Below are 24,345 nucleotides of genomic sequence, written 5' to 3'. Positions count from 1 at the left end.
ATGCGCCTGTTATTTCTTGGAGATCTGGTCGGACGATCCGGCCGCACCGCGGTCTGGAGCCGCCTTCCCGGCCTGATCCGCGATTACAAGCTGGATTTTGTCATCGTCAATGGTGAGAACGCCGCCGGCGGTTTTGGCATCACCGAGGAAATCTTCCTCGAGACGCTCAATGCCGGCGCCGATGTGGTGACCACCGGCAACCATGTCTGGGACCAGCGCGAGGCGCTGGTCTATGCCGACCGACAAGATCGGTTTCTGAGGCCGGCAAACTATCCGGCAGGAACGCCGGGTCGCGGTTCCAATCTCTACATTGCCCGCAACGGCGCGCGGGTGCTCGTTGCCAACGTGATGGGCCGGGTGTTCATGCATCCCGATCTCGACGACCCGTTTGCAGCTGGTGAAGCGATCCTGGAAGCCTGCCCGCTCGGCGAGCAGGCGGATGCGGTGGTGTTCGATTTTCACGCCGAAGCTACCAGCGAGAAACTGTGTTTCGCACATTTTGTCGATGGCAGGGCAAGCTTCGTGGTGGGTACGCACACCCATGTGCCGACTGCCGATGCGCAGATCCTGAATGGCGGTACGGCCTATATGTCGGATGCCGGCATGTGCGGTGATTATGATTCGTCGATCGGCATGGACAAGGAGGAACCGGTGAGCCGGTTTGTCTCCAAGATTCCAAAAGGGCGTTTTGAAGTGGCATCGGGCCCGGCGACGATCTGTGGTGTTGCCGTCGAGATTTCCGATCGCACTGGGCTGGCAGAGAAAATTGCGCCGCTCAGAATCGGGCCGCGGCTTGCCGAGACCCTGCCTGATTTCTGGAACTAATGTTTACAGGTCCTGCTGCTTCCCCTTGATCAAGGGTCGTTTGGCATCGGGATCGGGTGGCAACAGACCTCGCTCCTTGATCCAGGGATGAATGGTAACCGCGCGGCTGAGAGCCGAGGCGGCCACTTGGGGCCGGCCCATGCGGGTGAGCACGTGATACATCCCCGACCAGGCGCCGAAGTGATCCGGGTCGAGCTCGACCGCCTTTTCGAGATCCGACAGCGATCCGTCGATATTGTCGCGCAGGAAGCGCACGAAGGCGCGCTGGTTCCAGCCTTCCGCGTAGTTCGGTGCTTGGTCCACAACCATGTCGAAGGCTGCTTCGGCGGCCTCGAAGTCATAGGCCTCGCGCCTCTCCATGCCATGGTCGATGGCGTCACGCACCTTTGCCGTCGGGGCCTGATCAAGCCACCAGTTCCAGATCGCGTTTTCTGCAAGTCGCCCTTCACGCTCGCTTCTCGCGGTCTTCAACGCTTTGAACAGTCGCTCACGCTCGGTATCGGCATTGGCCTGCAATCTACCGGGGATACCAAAAGCGCCAGCGATTGCCGCCATACCGACCAACAGGGTTCTGCGGCGCATGGTCAAACTCCCTTCAGGACCAGAATTGTCGGACGTCGAGGCAAGCTACGGGCGGAGACGGTGAAACTGTCGGCGTTGACGAAGTCGGTTGTGAACTTGTCACCCATCATTTCGATGAAGCTTGAAAGGGGTGCGCCACGGCGGTGCATTGGCAAAAGGATCGAGGACTGCAGCCGCTGGGCAATCCCGGTCATGGCCACGTGGCTGAGGGTCAGGCCACCATCGACGGGAACCATGACGATATCGAGCCTGCCGATCTCAGCGAAATGACGGTCTTCCAGCGGGTGGTGCAGATGACCGAGATGGCCAATGCACAGATCCGCAACCTCGAAGATGAAGATCGAATTCCCATCGGGCTCCATGGCGCCGAAGTTGCGGATGTCGGTTGTGACGTTGCGGATATAGACGTCCTCGACCACCACGTCGTGATCGGCAGGAGTGCCGTCAAAGTTCCAGCCGCGAAGCACCTCGCCGATGCGCTCGTCCGGGGACAGCGTGAAATGCGAGGAGTGCGCTTTATTCATGGTGACAATATCGGGAACGGTAACCCGGCCCGACCATCCGTTGTAATCGGTCGCGATGGAAATGCCCGCCGGGGTGGTGATGACATAGGTCGAATGACCCGCAAACATGATCTCGACCTCGCCTGATCCCTCGGCAATGCGGTCGAGCTGGACCTCAAGTTCAGCGGGGGTGAGATTGGCGTAGGAAGCGCCGGGTAGCGTTTGAGCCACCGCAAGACATTGACTGTAGGGTCGGGTGGATTCCTGGGCTTTCGCCGGAAGTGCGAAGGCAAGGATTGTAAACCCAAGGACGAAGGTGCTCAAACGGTGCATGCTGGCGGCTCCGCAAACAGTCTCACGACAGGAAGTTTAGAGCGCCATGACGCAACGTAAAGGACTTTTGAGCAGGGTTTGTCGTTCTTGTCGCTTGAGCGACACTCCGGTCCCGGCTTAGCCAGTCATGGCCTGCCAGCGCAACTTCATGGCTTCATACCCGTCTGTTGGTTGGGCGTCGTAGCTGAGTTCATCATCAGCGATATGGATGAACGGCTGTTTGGATCCGCACCAGATATGTCCGGCGGGCACCAGCCAGGAGGTGTCATCAAGTGTGCCGGCCTTGATGTTGAACTCCGGCGAACCTTCGGTGCCATGCCAGATACGGACGCCGCAATCGGGGCAGAACCATCCGTGGCGCAGTTTGCCGGATTCGCTCATGCGGCTCATGCTGACCAGCCCCGGGTCGACATCGAGATCCTCCCGTCTGAAGCGCAAGCTTTCTCCGAAGGCCGAGGAGGTATGTCTCTGGCATTCGGTGCAGTGGCAGAGGTAGAAGACCAGAGGCCTGGCGTTGAGCCGGTAGCGGATCCGGCCGCATTGACAGCCGCCGGTCAGCGGCAACACGGGAACTGAGGTTTTTCGCATGAACTGAACCTTCTGGACGAAATGGAACAAGGACCTTATAACGCGGCAATCCAGAATCCAGAGCAAAGATCAGGGGCGTTATGGCCGGCCATTCACAATTCAAAAACATCATGCACCGCAAGGGACGGCAGGATGCCGTCCGTTCCAAGATGTTCTCCAAGCTCGGACGCGAAATCACCGTTGCAGCCAAGATGGGCGCACCTGACCCGGCGATGAACCCGCGTCTGCGCCTGGCGATCCAGAATGCCAAGTCACAGTCGATGCCGAAGGACAATATCCAGCGCGCCATCAACAAGGCATCGGGTGGCGACAGCGAAGCCTATGAGGAAGTGCGTTACGAGGGCTACGGCCCGGGCGGCGTGGCCGTGATCGTCGAGGCGCTGACCGACAACCGCAACCGCACAGCCTCGAGCGTGCGTGCGGCGTTCACCAAATCCGGCGGCGCCCTGGGCGAAACCGGGTCGGTGGGCTTCATGTTCTCGCGTGTCGGGGAAATCATCTATCCGGCAGAGGCTGGCGACCCGGACACCATCATGGAAGCCGCCATCATGGCCGGTGCAGAAGATGTGACCAGCGGCGAGGAAGAGCACACCATTATCTGCGCCTTTGAGGATATTGGCGAAGTTTCGACAGCACTTGAAGAAGCGCTTGGCGAGGCAAACTCCGTCAAGGCCGTGTGGAAGCCGCAAACCACGGCACCGGTGGACGAGGACAAGGCGGTCTCCGTGCTCAAGCTGATCGCGACGCTTGATGACGACGACGACGTGCAGAATGTCTATGCCAACTTCGAAGTTTCCGACGAGATCATGGCCAAGCTCTCTGCCTGATCGACCCAGTCACTTCGTATTGCAAGCCGCCGGCCTTTTGACCGGCGGCTTTTTTCATATCTCAGAGCGCGTCTCGCATGTCGCCGAACAGTTTGACCGATTTCAACCGGGCATCGATGGAATGGATCGGCATCGAGATCATGATTTCGTCAGCTTTTGTGGCCTGGATAAAGTCATGCATCTTGGTCTTCGCCGTGTCGGGGCTGCCGACAACCGCATAGCGCAGGGTATGTTCGACGGCGATCTTTTCCATCTCGTTCCAGTAGTCGTCCATGCTGTCGATCGGTCTTGGCATCTTCCCGCGTGCATTGCGGCGCATGTTGACGAAAGTCTGTTGCAGGGTAGTGAACAGATAGTTTGCCTCTGTGTCCGTGTCGGCCATCACACCCATGGTTGCGGCCATGACGTAAGGCGAGTCGAGCTGGGCCGAAGGTGTGAACTTGCTGCGGTAGATGTCGAGCGCTTCCAGCAGCATGTCCGGAGCAAAATGCGAGGCAAAGGCGTAAGGGAGGCCCAGTGCTGCAGCGAGATGGGCGCTGTAGATGCTGGAGCCCAGGATCCACAGCGGCACATGCGAGCCTGCGCCGGGGACGGCGATCAGCATACGGTCATCGGGTTCGCCGAGCCAGTGCTGCAACTCGACAATATCATCGGGAAAACTGTTGGCGCCGGTTTCGAGATTGCGGCGTAATGCCCGGGCAGTGTTCATGTCGGTGCCGGGGGCACGGCCGAGGCCGAGGTCGACACGACCGGGAAACAGGGCTTCGAGAGTGCCGAACTGTTCGGCGATGACCAACGGCGAATGATTGGGCAGCATGATGCCGCCCGATCCGATGCGGATGGTGCTGGTTGCATGGCCGGCTTCAGCTATCACCAGCGAGGTGGCCGCACTTGCAATGCCCTTCATGCCGTGGTGCTCGGCCAGCCAGAAGCGGGTAAAGCCCGCATCTTCTGCTTGCCTGGCCATCAGCCGGGTCGAGGATAGAGCGTCGCTGATGGTGCCGCCCTCGACGATGGGGCAGAGATCGAGAATGGAAAACGCTGTCATGGATATTCTTTCGGGTCGGAATTGATTTTCTCCCCATGTAGGTAGCCGCAGGCTGGATGCAAAAAGGCTGTGTGGCACTGCACGTGTTTGTTTTTGGTTTGTTCACATTTTGATGGAATGGTCCGGCACATCGGGATAGGGTTTTGCATGGCGGAAGCGATTCGAATTATCGGGATTGATCCCGGGCTGAGGAACACGGGCTGGGGCGTGATTGACAGCCTTGGCAACTCACTGCGATTTGTCGCTTCGGGCACGGTGAAATCCGACAACAAGCTAGATCTCGCCTCGCGGCTGAACCAGCTTTATGAAGGGCTGGAGAGCATCCTGCATCAGTACCAGCCGTTTGAGGCGGCGGTGGAAAACACCTTTGTCAACAAGGACGCCACGGCGACGTTAAAGCTCGGGCAGGCGCGTGGCATTGCCATGCTGGCGCCGGCCCGGGCCGGGCTCAGGGTCGGCGAGTATGCCCCGAACGCGGTCAAGAAGGCCGTGATCGGTGTCGGGCATGGTGACAAGAAGCAGATCGTGATGATGGTCAAGATGCTGATCCCGAAGGCATCCTTCGACAGCGACCACGCGGCGGACGCCTTGGCAATCGCGATCTGTCATGCACATCATCGCACATCACCGGAATGGCGGATGGCGGCGGAATGAGGATCTTTCAATGATCGGCAAGCTCAAGGGCACTCTCGAGGAAATCGGCGAGGACCATGCCCTGATCGATGTGCATGGGGTCTGCTATGTGGCTTTCTGCTCAGTGCGGACCCTGTCGCGGCTCGGTTCGGTCGGGGAAGCTGCGGTGTTGTTCATCGAGACCTATGTGCGCGAGGATCAGCTCAAGCTTTTCGGGTTTGAAACTGCGCTCGAACGAGAGTGGTTCCGGCTGCTGCAGAGCGTTCAGGGGGTAGGCGCCAAGGTGGCTCTGGCGGTGCTGTCAACGCTTACCGCCTCCGAGCTCGCCAATGCGATCGCGCTGCAGGACAAGGCGATGGTGGCGCGCGCCCCAGGCATCGGGCCGAAAGTGGCGCAGCGGATCGTGGCAGAGCTGAAGAACAAGGTTCCGGCGCTGGGCGGTGAAGCCGGCGAGGCGATGGGGCTGAAACAGGAACTGGGCGAGGGCGTCGCGTCCGCTCCGGTTGCCGATGCAGTCTCGGCCTTGTCCAATCTCGGCTACTCGCGCGACCAGGCTGCCAACGCAGTCGCAGCAGCGATGAAAAGTGCAGGTGAGAACCCTGATTCGGCCAAGCTGATACGCCTCGGGTTGAAGGAACTTGCCAAGTAGGCGGTCCCTTGTGTTGATCGCAAATCCTTACTATAGTTCAATGTAAGGATTTTTGCTGCAGGTAAGGAAATGGCGATCGAGTCGAAGCTGACAACCAAGGGCCAGACCACAATCCCACAGGAAGTGCGCGAGTTTCTCAAGGTGGGGGCGGGCGATCGTCTCGGGTATGAGTTCGTGGACGGGAAAGTGGTGCTCGTACCGAAAAATCGCAGCGCGCTGGATTTCGCCGGCGTGCTGCATGAGCCGGATCGCAAGCCGGTTTCGGTCGAGACGATGAACGAAGCGCTTGATGAAGCGGTTTCGGAGCGAGTTGAGCTGTCTCGTGATCGGAATTGACACCAACATCATCGTCCGTCTTCTCACTCGGGACGATCCAGTCCAGTTCGATGCGGCCGTTTCGCTGGTCAAGGCCAGCAGTGCTGCCGCGCCATTGTTCGTCAACCCGATGGTGATTGCCGAAACCGTGTGGGTGCTGGAAAAGGCCTACAAGGTGGATCCGCCGGTGGCGCGGCAGCAGGTGGCAGGACTGCTCGACACGGTGGAAATCAAGGTTCCCGAAACTTTGCGTGTGGAGAATTGGGGGCAATGGTTTATGTCATCACACCCCGGCTTTTCCGATGTCATCATCGCCGACATCAACCGCGCCAATGGATGTGAAAAGACAATGACGTTTGACCGCAAGGCCGCCAATTCTGTTCCTGGCATGGAGCTCCTGGCATGAGTGATGGAGATCGTCTGATTTCCCCAGACAAGCGCGGCGAGGACATCGATACGTCCTTGCGGCCGCAGACGCTGGACGAGTTCACCGGCCAGGCGGAAGCGCGGGCAAATTTGAAAGTGTTCATCGAGGCGGCCAAGGGCAGGGCCGAGGCTCTCGATCATGTGTTGTTCGTCGGGCCTCCCGGGCTTGGCAAGACCACGCTGGCGCAGATCATGGCAAAGGAACTGGGCGTCAATTTCCGCTCCACCTCTGGCCCGGTGATCGCCAAGGCCGGCGATCTGGCAGCGCTTTTGACCAATCTCGAAGACCGCGATGTCCTGTTCATCGACGAAATCCACCGGCTCAACCCGGCGGTCGAGGAGATCCTCTATCCGGCGATGGAGGATTTTCAGCTTGACCTGATTATCGGCGAGGGACCGGCGGCACGTTCGGTGAAGATCGACCTGTCGCGGTTCACGCTGGTCGCCGCCACCACACGGTTGGGGTTGCTGACAACGCCGCTTCGTGACCGCTTCGGCATCCCGGTGCGGCTCCAGTTTTACACTGTTGAAGAGCTTGAACTGATCGTGCGGCGCGGGGCGCGGATCATGGGGCTCGGCATGACCGATGACGGGGCGCTGGAGATCGCCCGCCGTGCCCGGGGCACGCCGCGTATTGCCGGGCGCCTGCTCCGGCGGGTGCGGGACTTCGCAGAAGTCGCCAAGGCCGAGGCGGTGGACCGGAAAATCGCTGATGAGGCGCTGACGCGTCTGTCGGTCGACAGCATCGGACTCGATCAGCTCGACCGGCGTTACCTCGACATGATCGTGCGGAATTTCGGCGGCGGACCGGTGGGGATCGAGACCATCGCCGCTGGCCTCTCGGAGCCGCGCGATGCCATCGAGGATATCATCGAACCTTATCTGATCCAGCAGGGCTTTCTGCAGCGGACACCGCGCGGCCGGGTGCTGACCGCACGGGCTTGGGACCATATGGGGCTCAATCCGCCCAGGGATCTCGCTGCGACACAGGCCAGCCTGTTTGAAGAAGACTGAATCACCCGAGAACAGGTTCTTGCATTCGCTCGTACGGGTCCGCTTCCTGTGATGCGACGCGGCAATTTGGCTGCTCGGTTGCTCATGGCGCGCGCACCAGCCAGCTTGCGTCGATATCCGAAGGCCTGGTCCCGCCGGCCAGTCGCAGGTTGAGTTCAAAGTCCGAAAGCAAGCCGCGGATCACTTCACTCACACCGTCCTCGCCCGCCAGCGCCAGCCCGTAAGCATAGGGCCGGCCGATAGCCACTGCGGAGGCGCCAAGCGCCATCGCCTTGATCATGTCCGCCCCGCTCCGTACCCCTGAATCAAGGATCAATGGGATGCGCCCCTTCACCGCGCTGGAGATTGCCGGGAGGGCGGAGATTGTCGAGACCGCACCGTCCACCTGCCTGCCGCCGTGGTTTGAAACGATCAGCCCGTCCACACCCTCATCGACGGCGCGTACGGCTTCCTCGGGGTGCAAAATACCTTTCAGGATGATCGGCAGCCGGGTGTAGCTGCGCAGCCGCGCAATGTGCTCCCAGTTGAGCGTCGGGTTTGTGTAAATGCCGGTGAAAAGCTTGACCGCTTTCTGCGCCCGTCCGGAGCGCAGATTGTCGAGCGGACTTCCGGGGTGGGCGTTGAGCATCTGCCAGAGGGTTGCGAGAGACTTGAGGTTTATCCTCGGTTTAGGTGCCTGCGGATCCTCGGGCATTTCATCAACGAGCCGCTGGAACACCGGGTCGGAGGTGTATTGCGCAATTCCCTTGCCGCGCAGGAACGGCAGATAAGCGAGGTCGAGATCATTGACACGCCAGCCCAGCATCTTGGTGTCGAGGGTGACCACGATGGCGCTGCAGCCGCAGTTTTCGGCGCGGGACACGAAACTCTTGACCAGTTCCTCCTCGCGTGACCAGTAGAGCTGGAACCAGCGCGGTGCGTCGCCCATGGCTTTCGCCACCTCTTCCATCGGACGGCTCGCCTGGTTGGAAATTATCAACGGCACGCCGTGTTTCGCCGCCGCCCGGCCGATTGCCAGATCGCTCTGAGGATGCGCCAGTTCCATCACCCCCAGCGGCGCAAGCAGAAGGGGCGCGGGCAGGTCGAGGCCGATCAGTCTGGTCGAAAGGTCGACCTCGCTCACGTCGTTGAGCATGCGCGGCAGGATGCGCCAGCGGTTGAAATCAGCACGGTTGGCAGCCACGGTTTGTCCCGCACCGGCGCCACCTGCGATGTAGGCATAGGCCTGTGCCGAGAGCCGTTTCTCTGCCTCTTGCTCGAGAGAGGTGATATGGAAGGGAACGCGGGGCCGCTCACCCGAGACACCGGCAAGATAGATGGACCGCTGGTGTGTCAGCGCTGACGGCGGTACGGACATGGCAAGCTCCTCCCCGGGAGAGCCTATTCGAGTTCCTGTCTGCTTCCAACAACCTCCGGCACTGATATGAGCGCGTTATTCACAAGTTGCCCACAAGCCGCGCCATGGTCTCCGTCAACAAGGGCTTGCCACCCGGCTGCCAGCCTAGTGCCCGTATTTTTTGCGTGTCCATTCTGGCGACCGCTGTCTTGTCGGCTGCCTGTGGCAGGTGCGGCGGGTTTTGCAGGACCCGTCTCAGCGGAGCGAGGATTTCCCGGGTATCGGCAACCAGATCCGAGACGTTGAAGACCTCGCCTCCGATCCGGTCCGGATTGGCTACCAACATCAGCCGCACGGCCTGGCCGGCATCGCGGCCATGGACTTCAGAGCCTGCACGCACCGGCACCGGGCGTCCCGCCAGATAGTCGGCAAACAGCGTGTCCCACTTGTTCGGGCGCAACTCGCCATAGACCCCGGTCAGGCGCAGGCTTGATGTAATGAAATGCGGTGCGTTCATCGCTGCCAGGGCCTGCTCGGCGGCAAGCTTGATCTCGCCGTAAAGCGAGGTTGGTTGCAGTGGAAGATCTTCTGTCAGGGGCGTGCCGGGCGGGACCCCGTCATAGACTGCGCGGCTTGAAAGAAAGACCACCCGGTGGGACCCGGCATTTCTTGCTGCGTTGAAAAGCCCGACTGGGCCGTCGAGATTGGACCGCCGGAAGCCGTCCGGATCATCGCCTTCGCCGCCACGATAGCGTCCCGGCAGGTGTTCGAAGGCGGCATGAATGAAGGCGTCGATCCCGTCGAACAAATCCCCCGGTTTCCAGTCTGGATCAAGCCGTGCGGGACGAAACTCGACAGGCTGGGAGAACAGGTCCTTCGCCGGTTTCGTCCGTCCAGCGACAACCACCTCGTAACCTGCAGCCAACAGCGTTTCGACGATATAGCGCCCGACAAGGCCGGTGCCGCCGGTGACCAGGGCTTTCATCCTGCCTTTGATCCCGGCGGGTTGGGCAGTAATGAAATGTCCGGGATCGATTTCCCATCAAGGTAGGCATGCCAGAGGTCGATCAGCGGCTTGAGCTGCACAGACCGGGGGTGGCCCTCCTCCCAGGGCTTTTCGTATTGATAATGCAGTACGCCAATCTGATTCCACTCCCACAGATCGGGCAGGTTGAACCAGACATATTGCAGCATGTTCATGAAAACCGGCAGTCCATGCCAGTCGGGGAAGAATGTTTCCAGAAAGGTCTGGTCCGTGCGCCGCCAGAAGGCGTCCGGCTGGTCCAGTACCCCGAGCATGGTGCTGAAGGTCGTGACCGAGGGCCGGGCCACGAACACGCCGGAATTCAAGCGATGGAAATCCTTCAGGGTCTCGTACAAATTCGGGGCAGCGGAGAATTCGGGATAGTCGAACAGCTTGTCGATGTTGCGCAGGACCAGTGCATCCGCGTCGATGAAAACGCAAGACTCGTAGTCGGTCAGCTGCCAGAGTCGAAGCTTGCAGAAATTGTCGAGCGGCGAATGGAAGGCCGGTTTTCGGCCCTTGGTGAAGGGCGCGTTGGCGTGCAGCTTGCCGCGGGCGTGGCGCTCGTTGAAAGCGTCGGATGTGTCCAGCAACTCGGTCCGGATCAGCCGGCAGCCGAGCGCTGACAGCGGCTCCAGCGCCGCAGCATCGACACCGCCTGTGTGCAGCACCGTGATATCGGCTTGTGTGCCCGTGAGCAGTATCGACCGGGCCAGCGCCGTCGCGCCCATTGCGTAGTCCGCATTGGTGACAAGTGTGACATAGGCGCGATGGCTTGCTGCCGGTCTGCTGGCGCTGAGACCCGAGGGCAGGGGGGACGGGGTGCTCATGACACGGATTTGAGCGCCTTGCCTTCCGGGTCGCGGTTGATCGAGGTGGCGATGTCCTTGGTCCAGGCCGATACTGCGGGTACGCGCGAGCGGTCGACGCGGTAGGCGTATTTCTTCGCCACGTCGACAACCTCTTCCAGGAGGCCTTCCTTCAGCGTAGTCGGCTCAAGCCCCAGTCCAATAAATTTCTCGTTGCGGACGACGAGATCATTCTCTGCCGCTTCCTTGCGCGGGTTGGGCAGCCAGGCAATTTCGGCGCCGGTCATCTCCGAGATTATCTTCGCAAGATCGCGCACCCGGTGGGTCTCGGTCATCTGGTTGAAGATCTCGACCTTGGCGCCACGGGCGGGCGGGTTTTCGAGCGCGATCTCGATGCAGCGGACCGAATCCTGGATGTGAATGAAGGCGCGAGTCTGCCCACCTGTGCCGTGGACGGTCAGCGGATAGCCGATCGCGGCCTGGATCAGGAAACGGTTCAGAACGGTGCCGTAGTCGCCGTCATAATCGAAGCGGTTGACCAGCTGCTCGTGACGCCGTGTCTGGTCTGTGTGGGTGCCCCAGACGATGCCCTGGTGCAGGTCGGTAATGCGCAGATTGTCGTTCTTGGCGTAGAACTGGAAGATCAGCTGATCGAGGCACTTGGTCATGTGGTAGATCGAGCCGGGATTGGCCGGATAGAGAATATCCTGCTTTGCCGTTTCGCCTGACATGGTCTCGATACCGACCGGCAGATAGCCTTCCGGGATGGCGGCTCCAACCGTCGAATAGCCGTAAACCCCCATGGTGCCCAGATGCACCAGATGCGCGTCAAGCCCTAGCTCCACCATGGCATTGAGCAGATTGTGGGTGGCGTTGACGTTGTTGTTGACGGTGTAATTCTTGTGCCGGTCGGTCTTCATCGAATAGGGCGCTGCGCGCTGCTCGGCGAAATGCACGATCGCGTCCGGGCGCTCCTCGCCCAGCCAGTTTTTCAGCACGTCATAGTCCCGTGCCATGTCGATCAGATGAAAATGGATCTTGCGGCCGGTCTCGGCGTGCCAGATACGGGTGCGCTCCTGGATCGAATCCATCGGGGTCAGGGACTGAACTCCGAGTTCGGTGTCGATCCAGCGGCGGGACAGATTGTCGACGATGTGGATTTCATGCCCGGCATTGGACAGATGCAGCGATGTAGGCCAGCCGACAAAGCCGTCGCCGCCCATGATTGCAATCTTCATCCGTGATTCTCCTGTGCCTGCATGGTTTTAATCCTGATAGTTCGGTTTTATGACAGAAACACGATTGTCTCAAATGCCACGTTGATGCTGTGGAAAAATGAGCTGGAATGTCACGCAGGTGAGGCGCATGGACCGATCACTTTCAGGATATCTGCAGGATGGCGGCCATGTGCTGAGCCAGCGGGTGTATTACGAGGACACGGATTTCTCCGGTTTCGTCTACCACGCGCGCTACCTGCATTTCTTCGAGCGTGGCCGGACGGATTACATCCGGCTTTTGGGGGTCTCACAAGGCGCCCTGCATGCCCAAAGCGATCCTGCGGATGCGGTCGCCTTTGTGGTGCGGCGGATGGAGATCGAGTTCAAGTCTCCAGCGCGGATGGATGATGTGCTGACCATCATTACCAGACCTGGCGAGGTGCGAGGCGCGCGGATGCTTTTGCAGCAAAGCATTCTTCGCGGAGACGACGTGCTGGCAACTGCTGCGGTCACCGTGGCCGTGGTCAACGGGCTGGGCCGGGCACGTCGATTGCCGGATGAATTGCGGGCGCGCTTTACGCGCGGCGCTGACTGAAGCGAGGATAAAGGACTGCCGTCATGGTGATCACAACGGAAGACGAGCTGGACAAGCTCAAGCATATCGGAAAGATTTGCGCCAACACGATACAGGTCATGGCGAAAGCCATGGAGCCGGGGATGTCGACCCGTGAACTTGACGAAATCGGCAGGAAACACCTGGAGGCCAACGGAGCGCAGTCGGCGCCGGAATTCTGCTACGAATTTCCCGGGGCGACCTGCATCTCGATCAACGAGGAAGTTGCCCATGGCGTTCCCGGGGACCGGGTCATCGCAGCCGGGGACCTGATCAACATTGATGTTTCGGCGCTCAAGGATGGGTACTTTGGAGACACCGGTGCGTCGTTCGGGCTTGCACCGGTTGCCCAGAAGACCACGCGCCTGCTGCGTGACGGCAAACGGGCGCTGAACGCGGGTCTGGCGCAAGTGAAAAGCGGTGCCCGCTATGCAGCGATCGGTGAGTCGGTGGGCAAGTTTGCCAAGAAGAACGGCTATACGTTGATCCGCAACCTTGCCAGTCACGGGATCGGGTTGTCGCTGCACGACGAGCCCGAGGAGATTGCGACCTGGCCCGACCGGCGCGAAAAGCGGCTGATGCAGGATGGGCAGGTGTTCACAATCGAACCATTCCTGTCGTTTGGCGCAACCTTTGCCGATGACGCGGATGAGGGAACCTGGACGCTTTACTCGCACCCGCGCGCGCTAACCGTGCAGTTCGAACATACGGTTGTCGCCAGCCGTAATGGACCGATCATTCTCACTTATCCGGATTGAACGGTTGCACGGGCCTGCAGCTGCGGTGATGAGGCCAAGAATCCTAACCAAGCCTTAACCATAATGAACTATTACCGAAACCATTAGGATTGTGCGGGTATTCGCGCCATCCTTTTACCAAAATTGGCCGTGAGAAGACTAGGCAAGTGAAAAGGCGGCAATCGCGCACTTCTGGTCTCCCGGCAAAAGTGACGTCTTGGCCGCCCGGTACTAATGCCGGGCGTTTGGATTCGAGGGTTTATTGAATGGAACAGGTTGGACTTGCAGCAACCAGCGACGTGACTCTGTGGTCACTTTTCATGGAGGCAGGTTTTGTCGTCAAGCTCGTGATGCTTGGCCTGGTCGGCGCGTCGATCTGGACCTGGGCCATCGTTGCCGACAAATGGATTTCGTTTGGCAAGTTCCGGCGCCAGCTCGATCAGTTCGAGCAGGTGTTCTGGTCGGGACAATCGCTTGAGGAATTGTACCGGACACTGTCTGACAGGAAGACCTCCGGCATGAGCGCGATCTTTGTCTCGGCGATGCGTGAATGGAAGAAATCCTTCGAGCGCGGCGCCAAGTCGCCGATCGGACTGCAGATGCGAATCGACAAGGCCATGGATGTGAGCCTGGCGCGCGAAGCCGACGGGCTGGAAGCACGCTTGAGTTCGCTGGCGACCATCGGCTCGGCTGCTCCGTTCATCGGCCTGTTCGGCACCGTGGTCGGTATCATGACCTCGTTCCAGGCGATCGCCGGGTCGAAATCGACCAATCTCGCAGTGGTGGCGCCCGGTATTGCCGAAGCGCTGCTCGCCACCGCCATCGGCCTTCTGGCGGCTATCCCAGCGGTTATTGCCTACAACAAGTTCTCCTCCGATGCCGGCAAGCTGTCGGCCCGGATGGAAGGTTTCGCCGACGAGTTTTCCGGCATCCTCTCGCGCCAGATCGACGAGCGTTCGAATGCTCGTCAGGCAGCGGAATAGGAGGGCGGTATGGGCATGTCCGTACAGGGTGGCCGGGGCGGCGGCTCGCGCCGCGGACGCCGCGGTGGCCGCAAGCAGCTCTTGAGCGAGATCAACGTCACGCCTTTCGTCGACGTGATGCTGGTGCTGCTGATCATCTTCATGGTCGCGGCCCCGCTGTTGACGGTTGGGGTGCCAATCGACCTGCCCGAAACCGAGGCCAAGGCGCTCAATTCCGAGACCCAGCCAATCACAGTTTCGGTGAATTCGACCGGTCAGGTGTTCCTGCAGGAAACCGAGATCGCGGTCGACGAAGTGGTGGCCAAGCTCGAGGCGATTTCGACCACCGGCTACAATGAACGGATCTATGTGCGTGGCGACACCAATGCCGATTATGGCACCGTCATGAAGGTGATGGCGCGTATTTCGGCAGCCGGATTCAAGAATCTCGGTCTGGTGACGCTTCAGGAACAGGATAGCTGACGGCGCGCTGATGAGGGCAAGTCTAGCGACATCAACGGTTTTGCATGCGCTGGTGCTGGGGGTGGCGCTGTCGTCCTTCACTGCGCCGCGCACGCTTGAGGTCGAGGATGTGGAATCCTTTCCGGTCAGCATCGTGCCGGTCGAGGAAATCACCCAGATCCAGCAGGGCGAGAAAACAGCGCCTATTTCCGAGAAAGCAGCACCGACACCAACATCGCGTCCGGAACCCGTGCCGGATGCTGAGAATGCCGGCGACAACTCGGTCGACCTGAAGTCGAGCGAGGCAGCCAAGCCAAGCCCCAAGGAGGTGGTGTCAGAGGCGCCGCCAAAACCAGCGGAAAAGCCCGCGCCAAAGCCGGATCCGGTCCCCGAGACCCCTGAACCGGTCAAGGTCGCCGAGCCGAAGCCAGAACCGGAGCCAGCGCCCAAACCCGCTGCGGAAAAGCCCGCAGAACCGAAGCCGGCACCGGTTGAGGTCGCCGCACTACCGGCCGAGCCTGCTCCAGATCCGGTGGCTGAAGCCATCACCGAGGCGGCACCAGCAGAACCGCAGTTTGCGTCCCTGCCGAGTGCCGGACCCGTGCCACAGACACGGCCCGAGCCGCAGAAAACAGTATCCGAGCCGGAAGCCACGGAGACACCCTCGACCAAGGAGAGCGATTTCAACGCCGATCAGGTGGCGGCATTGCTCAACAAGCAGGATGCGGCGGGTGGTGGCGCCAGGCGCACGACCGAAACTGCCTCGCTGGGTGGTGCCCAAACCACCCGCGGCAACACGCTCAGCCAGAGCGAGATGGATGCCTTGCGTGGCCAGATCCAGAAATACTGGAATATCATTCCAGGCATGGCAGATGGCGGAGACGTGCGGGTAACGGTCAAGATGCGGCTCGATCCGTCCGGCAACATCATCGGCGAGCCGGATGTGACGGCTTCAGGTGGATCGGCGGGCACGCGCAGCACGTTGTCAGGCAGCGCGCGGCGTGCTGTGCTGAGGGCGCAGCCCTACCAGTTGCCGAAAGAGAAATATGATTCATGGTCGGACGTGATCGTCAATTTCGATCCGAGCCAGATGTTCTAAGCGCTGAAAGGCTGCATGATGAAAATGATCAAACGTACTCTTTTCCTGCCACTGGCGATGATGGCCGCAGTCATGCTGCTGGCATCCAGCCCGGCACGGGCGGTTGTCGAGATCGATATCAACAAGGCAAATGTCGAGCCGTTGCCGATCGCCATCACCGATTTCATTTCCAATGATGAACTGGGTGCGCAGATTGCCGCGGTGGTTGCCGCCGATCTCAAGCGGTCGGGCCTGTTCGCGCCGATTGACAAGGCTGCGTTCATCGAGAAGATCTCCAACCCGGACGCCGCGCCGCGGTTCCAGGACTGGCAGGTCATCAATGCCCAGGCGCTGGTGACAGGGCGGCTGGCGCGCGAGGCCGACGGCCGCCTGCGGGCGGAATTCCGTCTCTGGGACACGTTTGCCAATCAGCAGTTGTCGGGCGAGCAGTTTTTCACCCGGCCTGAAAACTGGCGCCGTGTGGCGCATATCATCGCCGATTCGATCTATGAGCGACTGACGGGCGAGAAGGGTTATTTCGACAGCCGGGTCGTGTTCGTGTCCGAAAGCGGACCCAAGACCGACCGCAAGAAGCAATTGGCGATCATGGATCAGGATGGCGCCAACATGCGCATGCTGACCAATGCCAACGATATCGTGCTGACGCCGCGGTTTTCGCCCAGCCGCCAGGAAATCACCTATATGTCGTTTGAGGGCGGCCAGCCGCGGGTCTATCTGCTGCAGCTTGAAACCGGACAGCGCGAACTGGTTGGAAATTTCCCTGGCATGACCTTTTCCCCCAGGTTCTCGCCGGATGGCCAGAAGGTGATCATGAGTCTTCAGCAGGATGGCAACGCCAATATCTACACGATGGATCTGCGCTCGCGTCAGACCACGCGGCTGACCAATACCGCGGCCATCGACACCTCGCCCTCCTATTCGCCCGATGGCAGCCAGATCGTTTTCGAAAGCGACCGGGGCGGACGTCAACAGCTCTACATCATGGGTGCAGACGGCTCCAACCAGCGCCGTGTCTCATTCGGGGACGGATCCTACTCGACCCCGGTCTGGTCTCCGCGTGGCGACCTGATCGCTTTTACCAAGCAGTCGGGCGGCAAGTTCTCGATCGGCGTGATGAAGACAGACGGATCCGGCGAGCGCATCCTGACCACCGGATTCCACAACGAAGGCCCAACCTGGGCGCCCAATGGCCGCGTGTTGATGTTCTTCCGTCAACCGGCGGGTTCGGGCGGTCCGCAAATCTATTCGATCGATCTGACGGGCTATAACGAACAGCTGGTGGCGACGCCGTCCTATGCCTCAGACCCGGCATGGTCGCCGTTACTTGAATAGCGGACCAACTTGAAAAAGGCAGAATTCTGCCGTGTTTGCGCCGCATTGTGCGTTCAAACGCGCCCAGAAATTCGAAAAACAGACAAAATTAACCGTCTTTCTTCAATGCCGATTAACCGCGAGCGGTTACAAATGGTCAACCAAACAATCCCAAGGAGTCCGGCCATGCGCCGCATGCAAGAATTTGCCCGCAACCCGGCAATGATCGCGCTTTTCACAGCGCTCGTGCTGACAGGCTGCGCCTCGAAGAAGAACAACCTGCCAAACAATGCCGCTGATCTTGGTCTCGCCGGAAATGCTGCACCGGGCAGCCAGCAGGATTTCACCGTCAATGTCGGCGACCGGATCTTCTTCGACACCGACTCGTCGGTCGTGCGGGCCGATGCAGCTGCAACGCTGGATCGCCAGGCACAGTGGCTGAACCAGTATCCTAACTACCAGATCACGATCGAAGGTCATGCCGACGAACGCGGTACACGCGAGTACAACCTTGCACTGGGTGCGCGCCGCGCGGCAGCGACCCGGGACTATCTTGCCACTCGTGGTGTCGCAGCCAACCGTATCCGGACCATCTCGTTCGGCAAGGAGCGTCCGGTTGCAGTCTGTGACGATATTTCCTGCTGGTCGCAGAACCGGCGCGCGGTCACCGTGCTTGGCGGTGCAGGCAGCTAAAGGCAGATGTAGTCTTGAAACGTTGGATGGCGGTCTTCGGGCCGCCATCTTTGTTAGGCGGGTCCGTTTGACCATAGTTTGGCCGGTTTGTGCGTTGATTTGATGTCCCGCCATGCGTTATCCAGATGTCAGGGCGAGTGCCCGTGTAATGAGGTCAGGCCGATGAAAAGTATTTCCAGACTATTCGCTGCGGCGGCGATCAGCATGATTGTAATTCCTGCCAGTGCGGCACCGCTGCTTTCCGGGTTTTCGCAGGGTTCGCTGGTGCCGCCCGCGAGCATTGAAACCCCTGAGACAAGCCGTGCTCCCGTGATCCTGGCGCAGACCGGAGATCCGGTGTTCCGCATCGGGCAGCTCGAGGAACAGGTTCGCGGGCTCAATGGCCGCATCGAGGAGCTCGGTTTCCAGCTGCTGCAAATGCAGGAACAGATGCGCCAGATGCAGCAGGACAACGAGTTCCGCTTCCAGGAGCTCGAGAAAACCGGCAATCAGCGTGGCGACGCAGGCTCGTCGGTCACCCAGCCGGGGATCGAATCGTCGACCACGGCATCAACCACTCAGGCCGGGCAGGGAACGGGCGCGCCTGCAAGCGATCTCGGCACGATCACGTTCGATGAAAAGGGCGATCTCATCGGCGGCATCATCGAGCCGATGGATGGCAGCGACGACATTGCTGCCCTGTCCTCGCCGGACGATCTGTATCAGGTTGGCTACAACCACATGCTGGCGGGCGACTATGCCCTGGCCGAGCAGGTGTTCCAGGATTATGTCGCCAATAACCCGGAAGACCCGCGGGCGTCGGACGCGATGTTCTGGCTGGGCGAAGCACAGTATTCACAAGGCAGGTACCAGGAAGCGGCAAAGACCTTTCTCGATGCCCACAAGCAGTATCCGCAGGCCGACAAGGGCGCTGACACGCTGCTCAAACTCGGCATGTCGCTGGCCAAGCTCGACAACCGCGAAACCGCCTGCGCGACCTTGCGCGAAGTCCTGATCCGTTACCCTGGCGCCTCGGCCGCAGTCCGCGCCAAGGTGAGCGAAGAACAGCAGCGCACAAGCTGCTGACCAGTTGCTGCGCCCTGTGGAGCTCGATGTTTCCGGCGTTTTGACGCAAGAGCCGCAGCCCCTTCTGGAATGTCTTACTGATTTCCACTCAAATCTCTGCGACCGCCGTCCGCTGGGTATCGCGGTCTCGGGAGGCTCGGATTCGCTCGGCCTGCTCTACGGGCTCGCTGCCATCTTGCCGCCGCACAAGCTGGTCGCACTTACGGTCGATCACGGTTTGCGTCCCGCATCGGCCGATGAAGCGCGCTGGGTGAAGGCTCAATGCAAGCGGCTCGGGATACGGCACGAAACGCTGACGTGGCAGAGCGGTCAGCCGGCAACAGGTCTGCAGGCAGCGGCGCGCGCGGCGCGCTACCGTCTGCTGGCGCGGGCCTCGACCCGGCTGGGCCTTGCAGCGATGGTGACCGCACACACGCATAACGATCAGCTTGAGACCCTGGCAATGCGCCGGGCACGTAGCTTTTCAGATGCAGCGCCGGGGCTCGCCGGTATTCCCGCTGCAACGCTGTTTGAGGAGCGGATGTGGGTTCTGCGCCCGTTGTTGGAGGTCTCCCGCGAAACCATCCGGGAGTTCCTTCGCAGTCAGCGCGTTGTGGGCTGGATCGAGGATCCTTCGAATGCCGACACGCGCTTTGAACGGGTCCGGGTGCGGCGGGAGCTTGAGAACAACACCCCGGAACAAGAAGGTCAGGATTCGGCGGAGATCGCCATGCGGCGATTTCGACTTGCCAGTGAAGCAGCTGCGCTGCTCGATTCAGCCTGCAGTGTGAAGGGGGATGCTCCGGTCAGGATGCGATTCGATACCACCGCCTCCGCGGGAGTGGTGACAGCGGCACTGGAGGCCTTGATTGATTGGCAGGGCGGGGCTTCGCGTCCGCTTGACAGGCGCGGCAAAGCAGCGCTTAGGGATTTCCTGTCATCGATCCCCGGCAGTAAGAGCGGCTCCGTCGTAAGCCTGGGGAGAACGCTTGTTCGCCACCGGGGCTCCTTTCTCACGGTGGAACGGGAGCGCCGGGATGTCGCAGAGCTGATGATGGCTCCCGGCGCATGCGGCGTCTGGGACAGACGGTTCGAGATCTGCAACCGCTCGAAGACCTCTTCGCTACATGTTTCTGGAGGTGAGGAGACGGGCGTTCTGCCTTGTTTCACCCGAGATAAGCGAGAAAACTCTACTCGGGTCCATAGAAATGACGGCGTAATTGGAGGATTTACCTGCCGCCCCCTGCTGGGGCGCAGCTCCCGTATTTTGCCGGTTGATCAACTGCCTATCGCCCAGGCTCTGGCACGGCTGGCAGGACGCGGGTCGTTTCCGGAGTGCCCCTGGACCAAATTACACCGTATTCCGGCGTTAACTGCGATGAAAGTGCAATCACAAACGCCGGTCTGAGCCTTGGCAATGCCACACAGGGCTCCTATGTTAGAGACTGAGTTTACGAAATACGGTTATGCGCCGGTGGCTGCAGGCCCTGATCCCCGAGGAAGAGTATGAATCCCAACTTCCGCAATTTTGCCCTGTGGGCAATCATCGCGCTTTTGTTGATCGCGTTGTTCAACATGTTTCAAAGTCCGACGGATCGGACTGCTGGCCGTGACATCGCCTATTCCCAGTTTCTCCAGGATATCGATGCCGGCCGCGTGCGCGATGTGACCATCGTTGGCGAGCGGATAACCGGCAATTACACCGATACGGCCACCGGATTTCAGACCTATTCACCCGGTGATGCGGGTCTGATCGAGCGTCTGAACGAGCGCAACGTATCGATCACCGCCAAACCCGAAGTCGACAGTTCCAACACGCTCGTTGGCTACCTGATTTCATGGCTGCCGATATTGCTCATTCTGGGCGTCTGGATCTTCTTCATGCGGCAGATGCAGGGCGGATCACGCGGTGCCATGGGGTTCGGCAAGTCGAAGGCCAAGCTTCTGACCGAAGCGCATGGCCGGGTGACGTTTGCAGACGTTGCCGGTGTCGATGAAGCCAAGCAGGATCTGGAAGAAATCGTCGAGTTCCTGCGCGACCCGCAAAAGTTCCAGCGGCTCGGCGGCAAGATCCCGCGCGGCGTGCTGCTCGTGGGCCCCCCCGGTACCGGCAAGACCCTGACAGCCCGCGCCGTTGCCGGCGAAGCCAATGTGCCGTTCTTCACCATTTCCGGCTCCGACTTCGTTGAAATGTTCGTAGGCGTTGGCGCCAGCCGCGTTCGTGACATGTTCGAGCAGGCGAAGAAGAACGCGCCGTGCATCATCTTCATCGACGAAATCGATGCGGTTGGCCGTCATCGCGGCGCCGGTCTCGGCGGCGGCAATGATGAACGCGAACAGACGCTCAACCAGTTGCTGGTCGAGATGGACGGCTTTGAAGCCAATGAAGGCATCATCCTGATTGCCGCCACCAACCGCCCTGACGTGCTTGACCCGGCGCTGATGCGTCCGGGCCGGTTTGACCGCCAGGTCGTGGTGCCGCTTCCAGACGTCAATGGCCGCGAGAAGATCCTCAAAGTGCATGTGCGCAACGTGCCGATGGCACCAAATGTCGATCTCAAGGTCCTCGCCCGCGGCACGCCCGGCTTTTCCGGCGCCGATCTGATGAACCTGGTCAACGAAGGGGCGCTGCTTGCTGCCCGGCGCAACAAGCGTCTCGTGACCATGGCCGAGTTCGAGGATGCCAAGGACAAGGTGATGATGGGTGCCGAGCGGCGCTCGACTGCCATGACGCAGGAAGAAAAGAAGCTGACCGCTTATCACGAGGCCGGTCACGCCATCGTGGCACTCAATGTTGCGGCGGCCGATCCTGTGCACAAGGCGACGATCATCCCGCGCGGCCGTGCGCTGGGCATGGTGATGCAGCTGCCTGAGGCCGACCGCTACTCAATGAGCTACAAGTGGATGGTGTCGAGACTGGCCATCATGATGGGTGGTCGCGTCGCCGAGGAACTGACCTTCGGCAAGGAGAACATTACCTCCGGTGCGTCGTCCGATATCGTTCAGGCCACAAAGCTGGCGCGCGCGATGGTGACCGAATGGGGGTTCTCCGACGAGCTGGGACAGGTTGCCTATGGTGAGAACCAGCAGGAAGTCTTCCTTGGTCATTCTGTGGCGCAGCAGAAGAACGTGTCCGAAGCGACTTCCCAGAAGATCGACAGCGAGATCCGACGGCTGATCGACCAGGCCTACGACGAGGCCCGCGAGATCCTGACCAAGAAGAAGAAGGAATTCATTGCCATCGCCGAAGGGCTGCTCGAGTATGAGACCCTGACTGGCGAGGAAATCAGTGCCCTGATCCGTGGCGAAAAGCCTTCACGGGACAGCGGAGACGACACGCCTCCAAGCCGTGGCACAGCGGTTCCGACCGCGGGTGCAAAGAAGGGCGGTTCCGGCAAGAAGGATGAGGGCGACGAGCCTGATGCCGGACTTGAACCGCAGCCTCAATAGGCCGCGGCGTTGTAAACCATACTGACCAAAATACTGTAGACAGCCGCCGACTGGCGGCTGTTTTGTGTGTATTGCAACGATTTGTAACAAAATCTGATTGTATTCTGGCGCTGATGTGTTGGATCAATCAGGCTCAAAGATAAAGATCTGCACTTCTGGGGGCTTCTATGAGCAGGCGGTATTTTGGCACGGACGGTATTCGTGGGCAGGCCAACAAGGCGCCTATGACGCCCGATCTGGCGATGCGCGTCGGTATCGCGGTAGGAAATCTGTTCCGCCGCGGCGATCACCGGCATCGGGTGGTGATTGGCAAGGATACACGGCTCTCGGGCTACATGATCGAAAACGCTCTGGTGGCGGGCTTTACTGCTGCGGGCCTTGACGTCTTTCTGCTTGGCCCGATACCGACACCGGCGGTGGCGATGCTGACCCGGTCGCTGCGTGCCGACATCGGCGTGATGATTTCGGCGTCCCACAATCCCTATCAGGACAACGGCATCAAACTCTTCGGCCCTGACGGCTTCAAGCTTTCCGACGAGCTCGAGCACCGCATCGAGGCGTTGATGGACGAGGACATCCACCTGCAGCTGGCGCGTCCGGATGCGATCGGGCGGGCGAAGCGCGTGGATGGTGTACATGACCGCTACATCGAGTTCGCCAAGCGGACGCTGCCCAGGGATATCACGCTTGCAGGCATGCGCGTCGTCATCGATTGCGCCAACGGTGCGGGTTACAAGGTGGCGCCTGCCGCGCTGTGGGAACTTGGCGCGGATGTGATCGCCATCGGCGAGGAGCCGAACGGAACCAATATCAATCTCAATTGCGGTTCGACCCATCCCGTCGCCCTGGCGCGCAAGGTGCATGAAGTGCGCGCCGATATCGGCGTTGCACTGGATGGAGATGCCGACCGGGTGCTGATCGTCGATGAAACAGGGGCCGTCATCGATGGTGACCAGCTGATGGCGCTGATCGCGGAATCCTGGGCCGCCGACGGCTTATTGCGCGGAAATGGCATCGTGGCGACGGTGATGTCCAATCTGGGCCTTGAGCGCTTCCTCGAAGGCAATGGCTTGACGCTGGAGCGAACGAAGGTGGGTGACCGCTATGTGGTCGAGCACATGCGCAAGCATGACTTCAATGTCGGCGGCGAGCAGTCCGGACACATCGTGCTGTCGGATTTCGCCACCACCGGTGACGGACTTGTTGCGGCACTGCAGGTCATGGCGTGCGTGCAGCGGATGGGACGGCCTGTATCGGAAGTCTGCCGGCGGTTCGAGCCAGTGCCGCAGATCCTCAAGAATGTCAGACACTCGGGCGGCAATCCGCTCAACGATGCGCTGGTAAAGACAGCAATTGCGGATGCGGAATCGACGCTGGGAAGCTCGGCACGCCTGGTCATCCGGCCGTCGGGTACCGAGCCGCTCATCCGTGTGATGGCCGAAGGCGACGACCGGGATCAGATCGAGTCTGTTGTCGACCAGCTCATCAATGTGATTTCGGGCGTACGCAACGCCGCCTGATTCCGGTAGAATGAGCCCGGGCGGCAAATACTGCCCGGGCCAACCGGCTCCTGCCCTTGCCGTTCCTCGGTACTTTGGCTGTTGCTCCGGCAACAGGCTTCAATGCACATTGTTGATGGCCATCCTAAGGCCTGCCGTTCCCAAGGACCTGTCCGCGTTGCGGTCGGCTGTACTTGCCTGACTGCCATTCGGCACGCGATGATTTCGCTGCCTGACAGTATTGCGCAACCGATTTGCTTCGAATTTTCGCAAGTCTTGGTAAAGAGGCGTGGTTAAGTGCGCTTTAACGTTTGTGCTCCATTATCCATCTCGAACCAATAACCGT

26 protein-coding genes are annotated in these 24,345 nt (G+C 60.3%); 18 read left to right on the top strand and 8 right to left on the bottom strand.

Features of this window, described 5'->3' with window-relative positions; genetic code table 11:
* Positions 1 to 825 (top strand): TIGR00282 family metallophosphoesterase, encoded by an 825-nt coding sequence (locus CRO46_RS05800; protein ID WP_097105863.1) that lies wholly within the window; start codon positions 1 to 3, stop codon positions 823 to 825.
* A gap of 3 nt (positions 826 to 828) precedes the next feature.
* Here the strand turns inward: CRO46_RS05800 and CRO46_RS05795 are convergent, their stop codons facing one another.
* The 3 genes from CRO46_RS05795 to CRO46_RS05785 form a co-directional block, all read right to left on the bottom strand.
* Entirely contained in the window at positions 829 to 1,407 is a 579-nt protein-coding gene (locus tag CRO46_RS05795; protein ID WP_097105861.1) for a tetratricopeptide repeat protein, read from the bottom strand.
* A gap of 2 nt (positions 1,408 to 1,409) precedes the next feature.
* Entirely contained in the window at positions 1,410 to 2,243 is an 834-nt protein-coding gene (locus tag CRO46_RS05790) for an MBL fold metallo-hydrolase (RefSeq protein WP_097105860.1), read from the bottom strand.
* Between the two features lie 117 nt (positions 2,244 to 2,360).
* Complete coding sequence (locus tag CRO46_RS05785) at positions 2,361 to 2,831, bottom strand: GFA family protein (protein ID WP_097106543.1); 471 nt, start codon at positions 2,829 to 2,831, stop codon at positions 2,361 to 2,363.
* Between the two features lie 80 nt (positions 2,832 to 2,911).
* Between CRO46_RS05785 and CRO46_RS05780 the strand changes: the two genes are divergently transcribed.
* On the top strand, positions 2,912 to 3,658 hold the full coding sequence (locus CRO46_RS05780; protein ID WP_097105858.1) for a YebC/PmpR family DNA-binding transcriptional regulator: 747 nt from the start codon (positions 2,912 to 2,914) through the stop codon (positions 3,656 to 3,658).
* 61 nt (positions 3,659 to 3,719) lie between these two features.
* Here CRO46_RS05780 and CRO46_RS05775 read toward each other — a convergent pair whose 3' ends face one another.
* On the bottom strand, positions 3,720 to 4,706 hold the full coding sequence (locus tag CRO46_RS05775; RefSeq protein WP_097105856.1) for an LLM class flavin-dependent oxidoreductase: 987 nt from the start codon (positions 4,704 to 4,706) through the stop codon (positions 3,720 to 3,722).
* Positions 4,707 to 4,853: 147 nt separating this feature from the next.
* Between CRO46_RS05775 and ruvC the strand changes: the two genes are divergently transcribed.
* The 5 genes from ruvC (at position 4,854) to ruvB (ending at position 7,743) form a co-directional block, all read left to right on the top strand.
* Positions 4,854 to 5,360 (top strand): crossover junction endodeoxyribonuclease RuvC, encoded by a 507-nt coding sequence (gene ruvC, locus CRO46_RS05770; protein WP_097105854.1) that lies wholly within the window; start codon positions 4,854 to 4,856, stop codon positions 5,358 to 5,360.
* A 10-nt stretch (positions 5,361 to 5,370) separates the two neighbouring features.
* Positions 5,371 to 5,988 (top strand): Holliday junction branch migration protein RuvA, encoded by a 618-nt coding sequence (gene ruvA, locus CRO46_RS05765; RefSeq protein WP_097105852.1) that lies wholly within the window; start codon positions 5,371 to 5,373, stop codon positions 5,986 to 5,988.
* A 69-nt stretch (positions 5,989 to 6,057) separates the two neighbouring features.
* A complete protein-coding gene (locus CRO46_RS05760) occupies positions 6,058 to 6,324 on the top strand; it encodes an AbrB/MazE/SpoVT family DNA-binding domain-containing protein (protein ID WP_097105850.1) in 267 nt (88 codons plus the stop codon).
* On the top strand, positions 6,311 to 6,709 hold the full coding sequence (locus tag CRO46_RS05755) for a type II toxin-antitoxin system VapC family toxin (RefSeq protein WP_179758963.1): 399 nt from the start codon (positions 6,311 to 6,313) through the stop codon (positions 6,707 to 6,709). Before CRO46_RS05760 ends, CRO46_RS05755 begins: the two co-directional genes overlap by 14 nt.
* Positions 6,706 to 7,743, top strand: a complete 1,038-nt coding sequence (ruvB, locus tag CRO46_RS05750) for a Holliday junction branch migration DNA helicase RuvB (protein WP_097105846.1) — start codon at positions 6,706 to 6,708, stop codon at positions 7,741 to 7,743. Before CRO46_RS05755 ends, ruvB begins: the two co-directional genes overlap by 4 nt.
* Positions 7,744 to 7,825: 82 nt before the next feature.
* Here the strand turns inward: ruvB and CRO46_RS05745 are convergent, their stop codons facing one another.
* From CRO46_RS05745 to CRO46_RS05730, 4 genes are all read right to left on the bottom strand, one after another.
* Positions 7,826 to 9,100, bottom strand: coding sequence for an alpha-hydroxy-acid oxidizing protein (locus CRO46_RS05745; RefSeq protein ID WP_097105844.1), 1,275 nt, complete (start codon positions 9,098 to 9,100; stop codon positions 7,826 to 7,828).
* Positions 9,101 to 9,179: 79 nt separating this feature from the next.
* Positions 9,180 to 10,064: an NAD-dependent epimerase/dehydratase family protein gene (locus CRO46_RS05740; protein ID WP_097105841.1), complete on the bottom strand. Its 885-nt coding sequence runs from the start codon at positions 10,062 to 10,064 to the stop codon at positions 9,180 to 9,182.
* Complete coding sequence (locus tag CRO46_RS05735) at positions 10,061 to 10,933, bottom strand: glycosyltransferase (RefSeq protein ID WP_097105839.1); 873 nt, start codon at positions 10,931 to 10,933, stop codon at positions 10,061 to 10,063. The genes CRO46_RS05740 and CRO46_RS05735 overlap by 4 nt, the downstream gene beginning before the upstream one ends.
* Positions 10,930 to 12,150 carry an NAD-dependent epimerase/dehydratase family protein gene (locus tag CRO46_RS05730; RefSeq protein ID WP_097105837.1) on the bottom strand — a complete coding sequence of 407 codons (1,221 nt, stop codon included), beginning with the start codon at positions 12,148 to 12,150 and terminating at the stop codon, positions 10,930 to 10,932. The genes CRO46_RS05735 and CRO46_RS05730 overlap by 4 nt, the downstream gene beginning before the upstream one ends.
* A gap of 127 nt (positions 12,151 to 12,277) precedes the next feature.
* Here CRO46_RS05730 and ybgC point away from each other — a divergent pair, with 127 nt between their 5' ends.
* The 11 genes from ybgC (at position 12,278) to glmM (ending at position 24,020) form a co-directional block, all read left to right on the top strand.
* On the top strand, positions 12,278 to 12,724 hold the full coding sequence (gene ybgC, locus CRO46_RS05725; protein ID WP_097106540.1) for a tol-pal system-associated acyl-CoA thioesterase: 447 nt from the start codon (positions 12,278 to 12,280) through the stop codon (positions 12,722 to 12,724).
* A gap of 23 nt (positions 12,725 to 12,747) precedes the next feature.
* Positions 12,748 to 13,500, top strand: a complete 753-nt coding sequence (gene map / locus CRO46_RS05720) for a type I methionyl aminopeptidase (RefSeq protein WP_097105835.1) — start codon at positions 12,748 to 12,750, stop codon at positions 13,498 to 13,500.
* Positions 13,501 to 13,745: 245 nt separating this feature from the next.
* Positions 13,746 to 14,462 carry a protein TolQ gene (gene tolQ / locus CRO46_RS05715; protein ID WP_097105833.1) on the top strand — a complete coding sequence of 239 codons (717 nt, stop codon included), beginning with the start codon at positions 13,746 to 13,748 and terminating at the stop codon, positions 14,460 to 14,462.
* A 9-nt stretch (positions 14,463 to 14,471) separates the two neighbouring features.
* Positions 14,472 to 14,924 carry a protein TolR gene (gene tolR / locus CRO46_RS05710; protein WP_097105831.1) on the top strand — a complete coding sequence of 151 codons (453 nt, stop codon included), beginning with the start codon at positions 14,472 to 14,474 and terminating at the stop codon, positions 14,922 to 14,924.
* Positions 14,925 to 14,934: 10 nt separating this feature from the next.
* Complete coding sequence (locus tag CRO46_RS05705; RefSeq protein WP_097105829.1) at positions 14,935 to 16,002, top strand: hypothetical protein; 1,068 nt, start codon at positions 14,935 to 14,937, stop codon at positions 16,000 to 16,002.
* Positions 16,003 to 16,026: 24 nt separating this feature from the next.
* Positions 16,027 to 17,334: a Tol-Pal system beta propeller repeat protein TolB gene (tolB, locus tag CRO46_RS05700; RefSeq protein WP_425479217.1), complete on the top strand. Its 1,308-nt coding sequence runs from the start codon at positions 16,027 to 16,029 to the stop codon at positions 17,332 to 17,334.
* A gap of 132 nt (positions 17,335 to 17,466) precedes the next feature.
* Positions 17,467 to 18,006 carry a peptidoglycan-associated lipoprotein Pal gene (pal, locus tag CRO46_RS05695; RefSeq protein ID WP_097105827.1) on the top strand — a complete coding sequence of 180 codons (540 nt, stop codon included), beginning with the start codon at positions 17,467 to 17,469 and terminating at the stop codon, positions 18,004 to 18,006.
* Positions 18,007 to 18,210: 204 nt separating this feature from the next.
* Complete coding sequence (gene ybgF, locus CRO46_RS05690) at positions 18,211 to 19,071, top strand: tol-pal system protein YbgF (protein ID WP_244577774.1); 861 nt, start codon at positions 18,211 to 18,213, stop codon at positions 19,069 to 19,071.
* A gap of 16 nt (positions 19,072 to 19,087) precedes the next feature.
* Positions 19,088 to 20,458 carry a tRNA lysidine(34) synthetase TilS gene (gene tilS / locus CRO46_RS05685; RefSeq protein ID WP_179758961.1) on the top strand — a complete coding sequence of 457 codons (1,371 nt, stop codon included), beginning with the start codon at positions 19,088 to 19,090 and terminating at the stop codon, positions 20,456 to 20,458.
* A gap of 98 nt (positions 20,459 to 20,556) precedes the next feature.
* Positions 20,557 to 22,500: an ATP-dependent zinc metalloprotease FtsH gene (ftsH, locus tag CRO46_RS05680; RefSeq protein ID WP_097105820.1), complete on the top strand. Its 1,944-nt coding sequence runs from the start codon at positions 20,557 to 20,559 to the stop codon at positions 22,498 to 22,500.
* Positions 22,501 to 22,667: 167 nt separating this feature from the next.
* Entirely contained in the window at positions 22,668 to 24,020 is a 1,353-nt protein-coding gene (gene glmM / locus CRO46_RS05675) for a phosphoglucosamine mutase (RefSeq protein ID WP_097105818.1), read from the top strand.
* The last annotated feature ends 325 nt before the right edge of the window (positions 24,021 to 24,345 follow it).

It is taken from the genome of Parahoeflea halophila, from assembly GCF_900220985.1.
Lineage (GTDB): Bacteria > Pseudomonadota > Alphaproteobacteria > Rhizobiales > Rhizobiaceae > Hoeflea > Hoeflea halophila.
The sequence above is the reverse complement of the archived record's forward strand: the minus strand, read 5'-3'. Positions and strand labels throughout refer to the sequence as shown.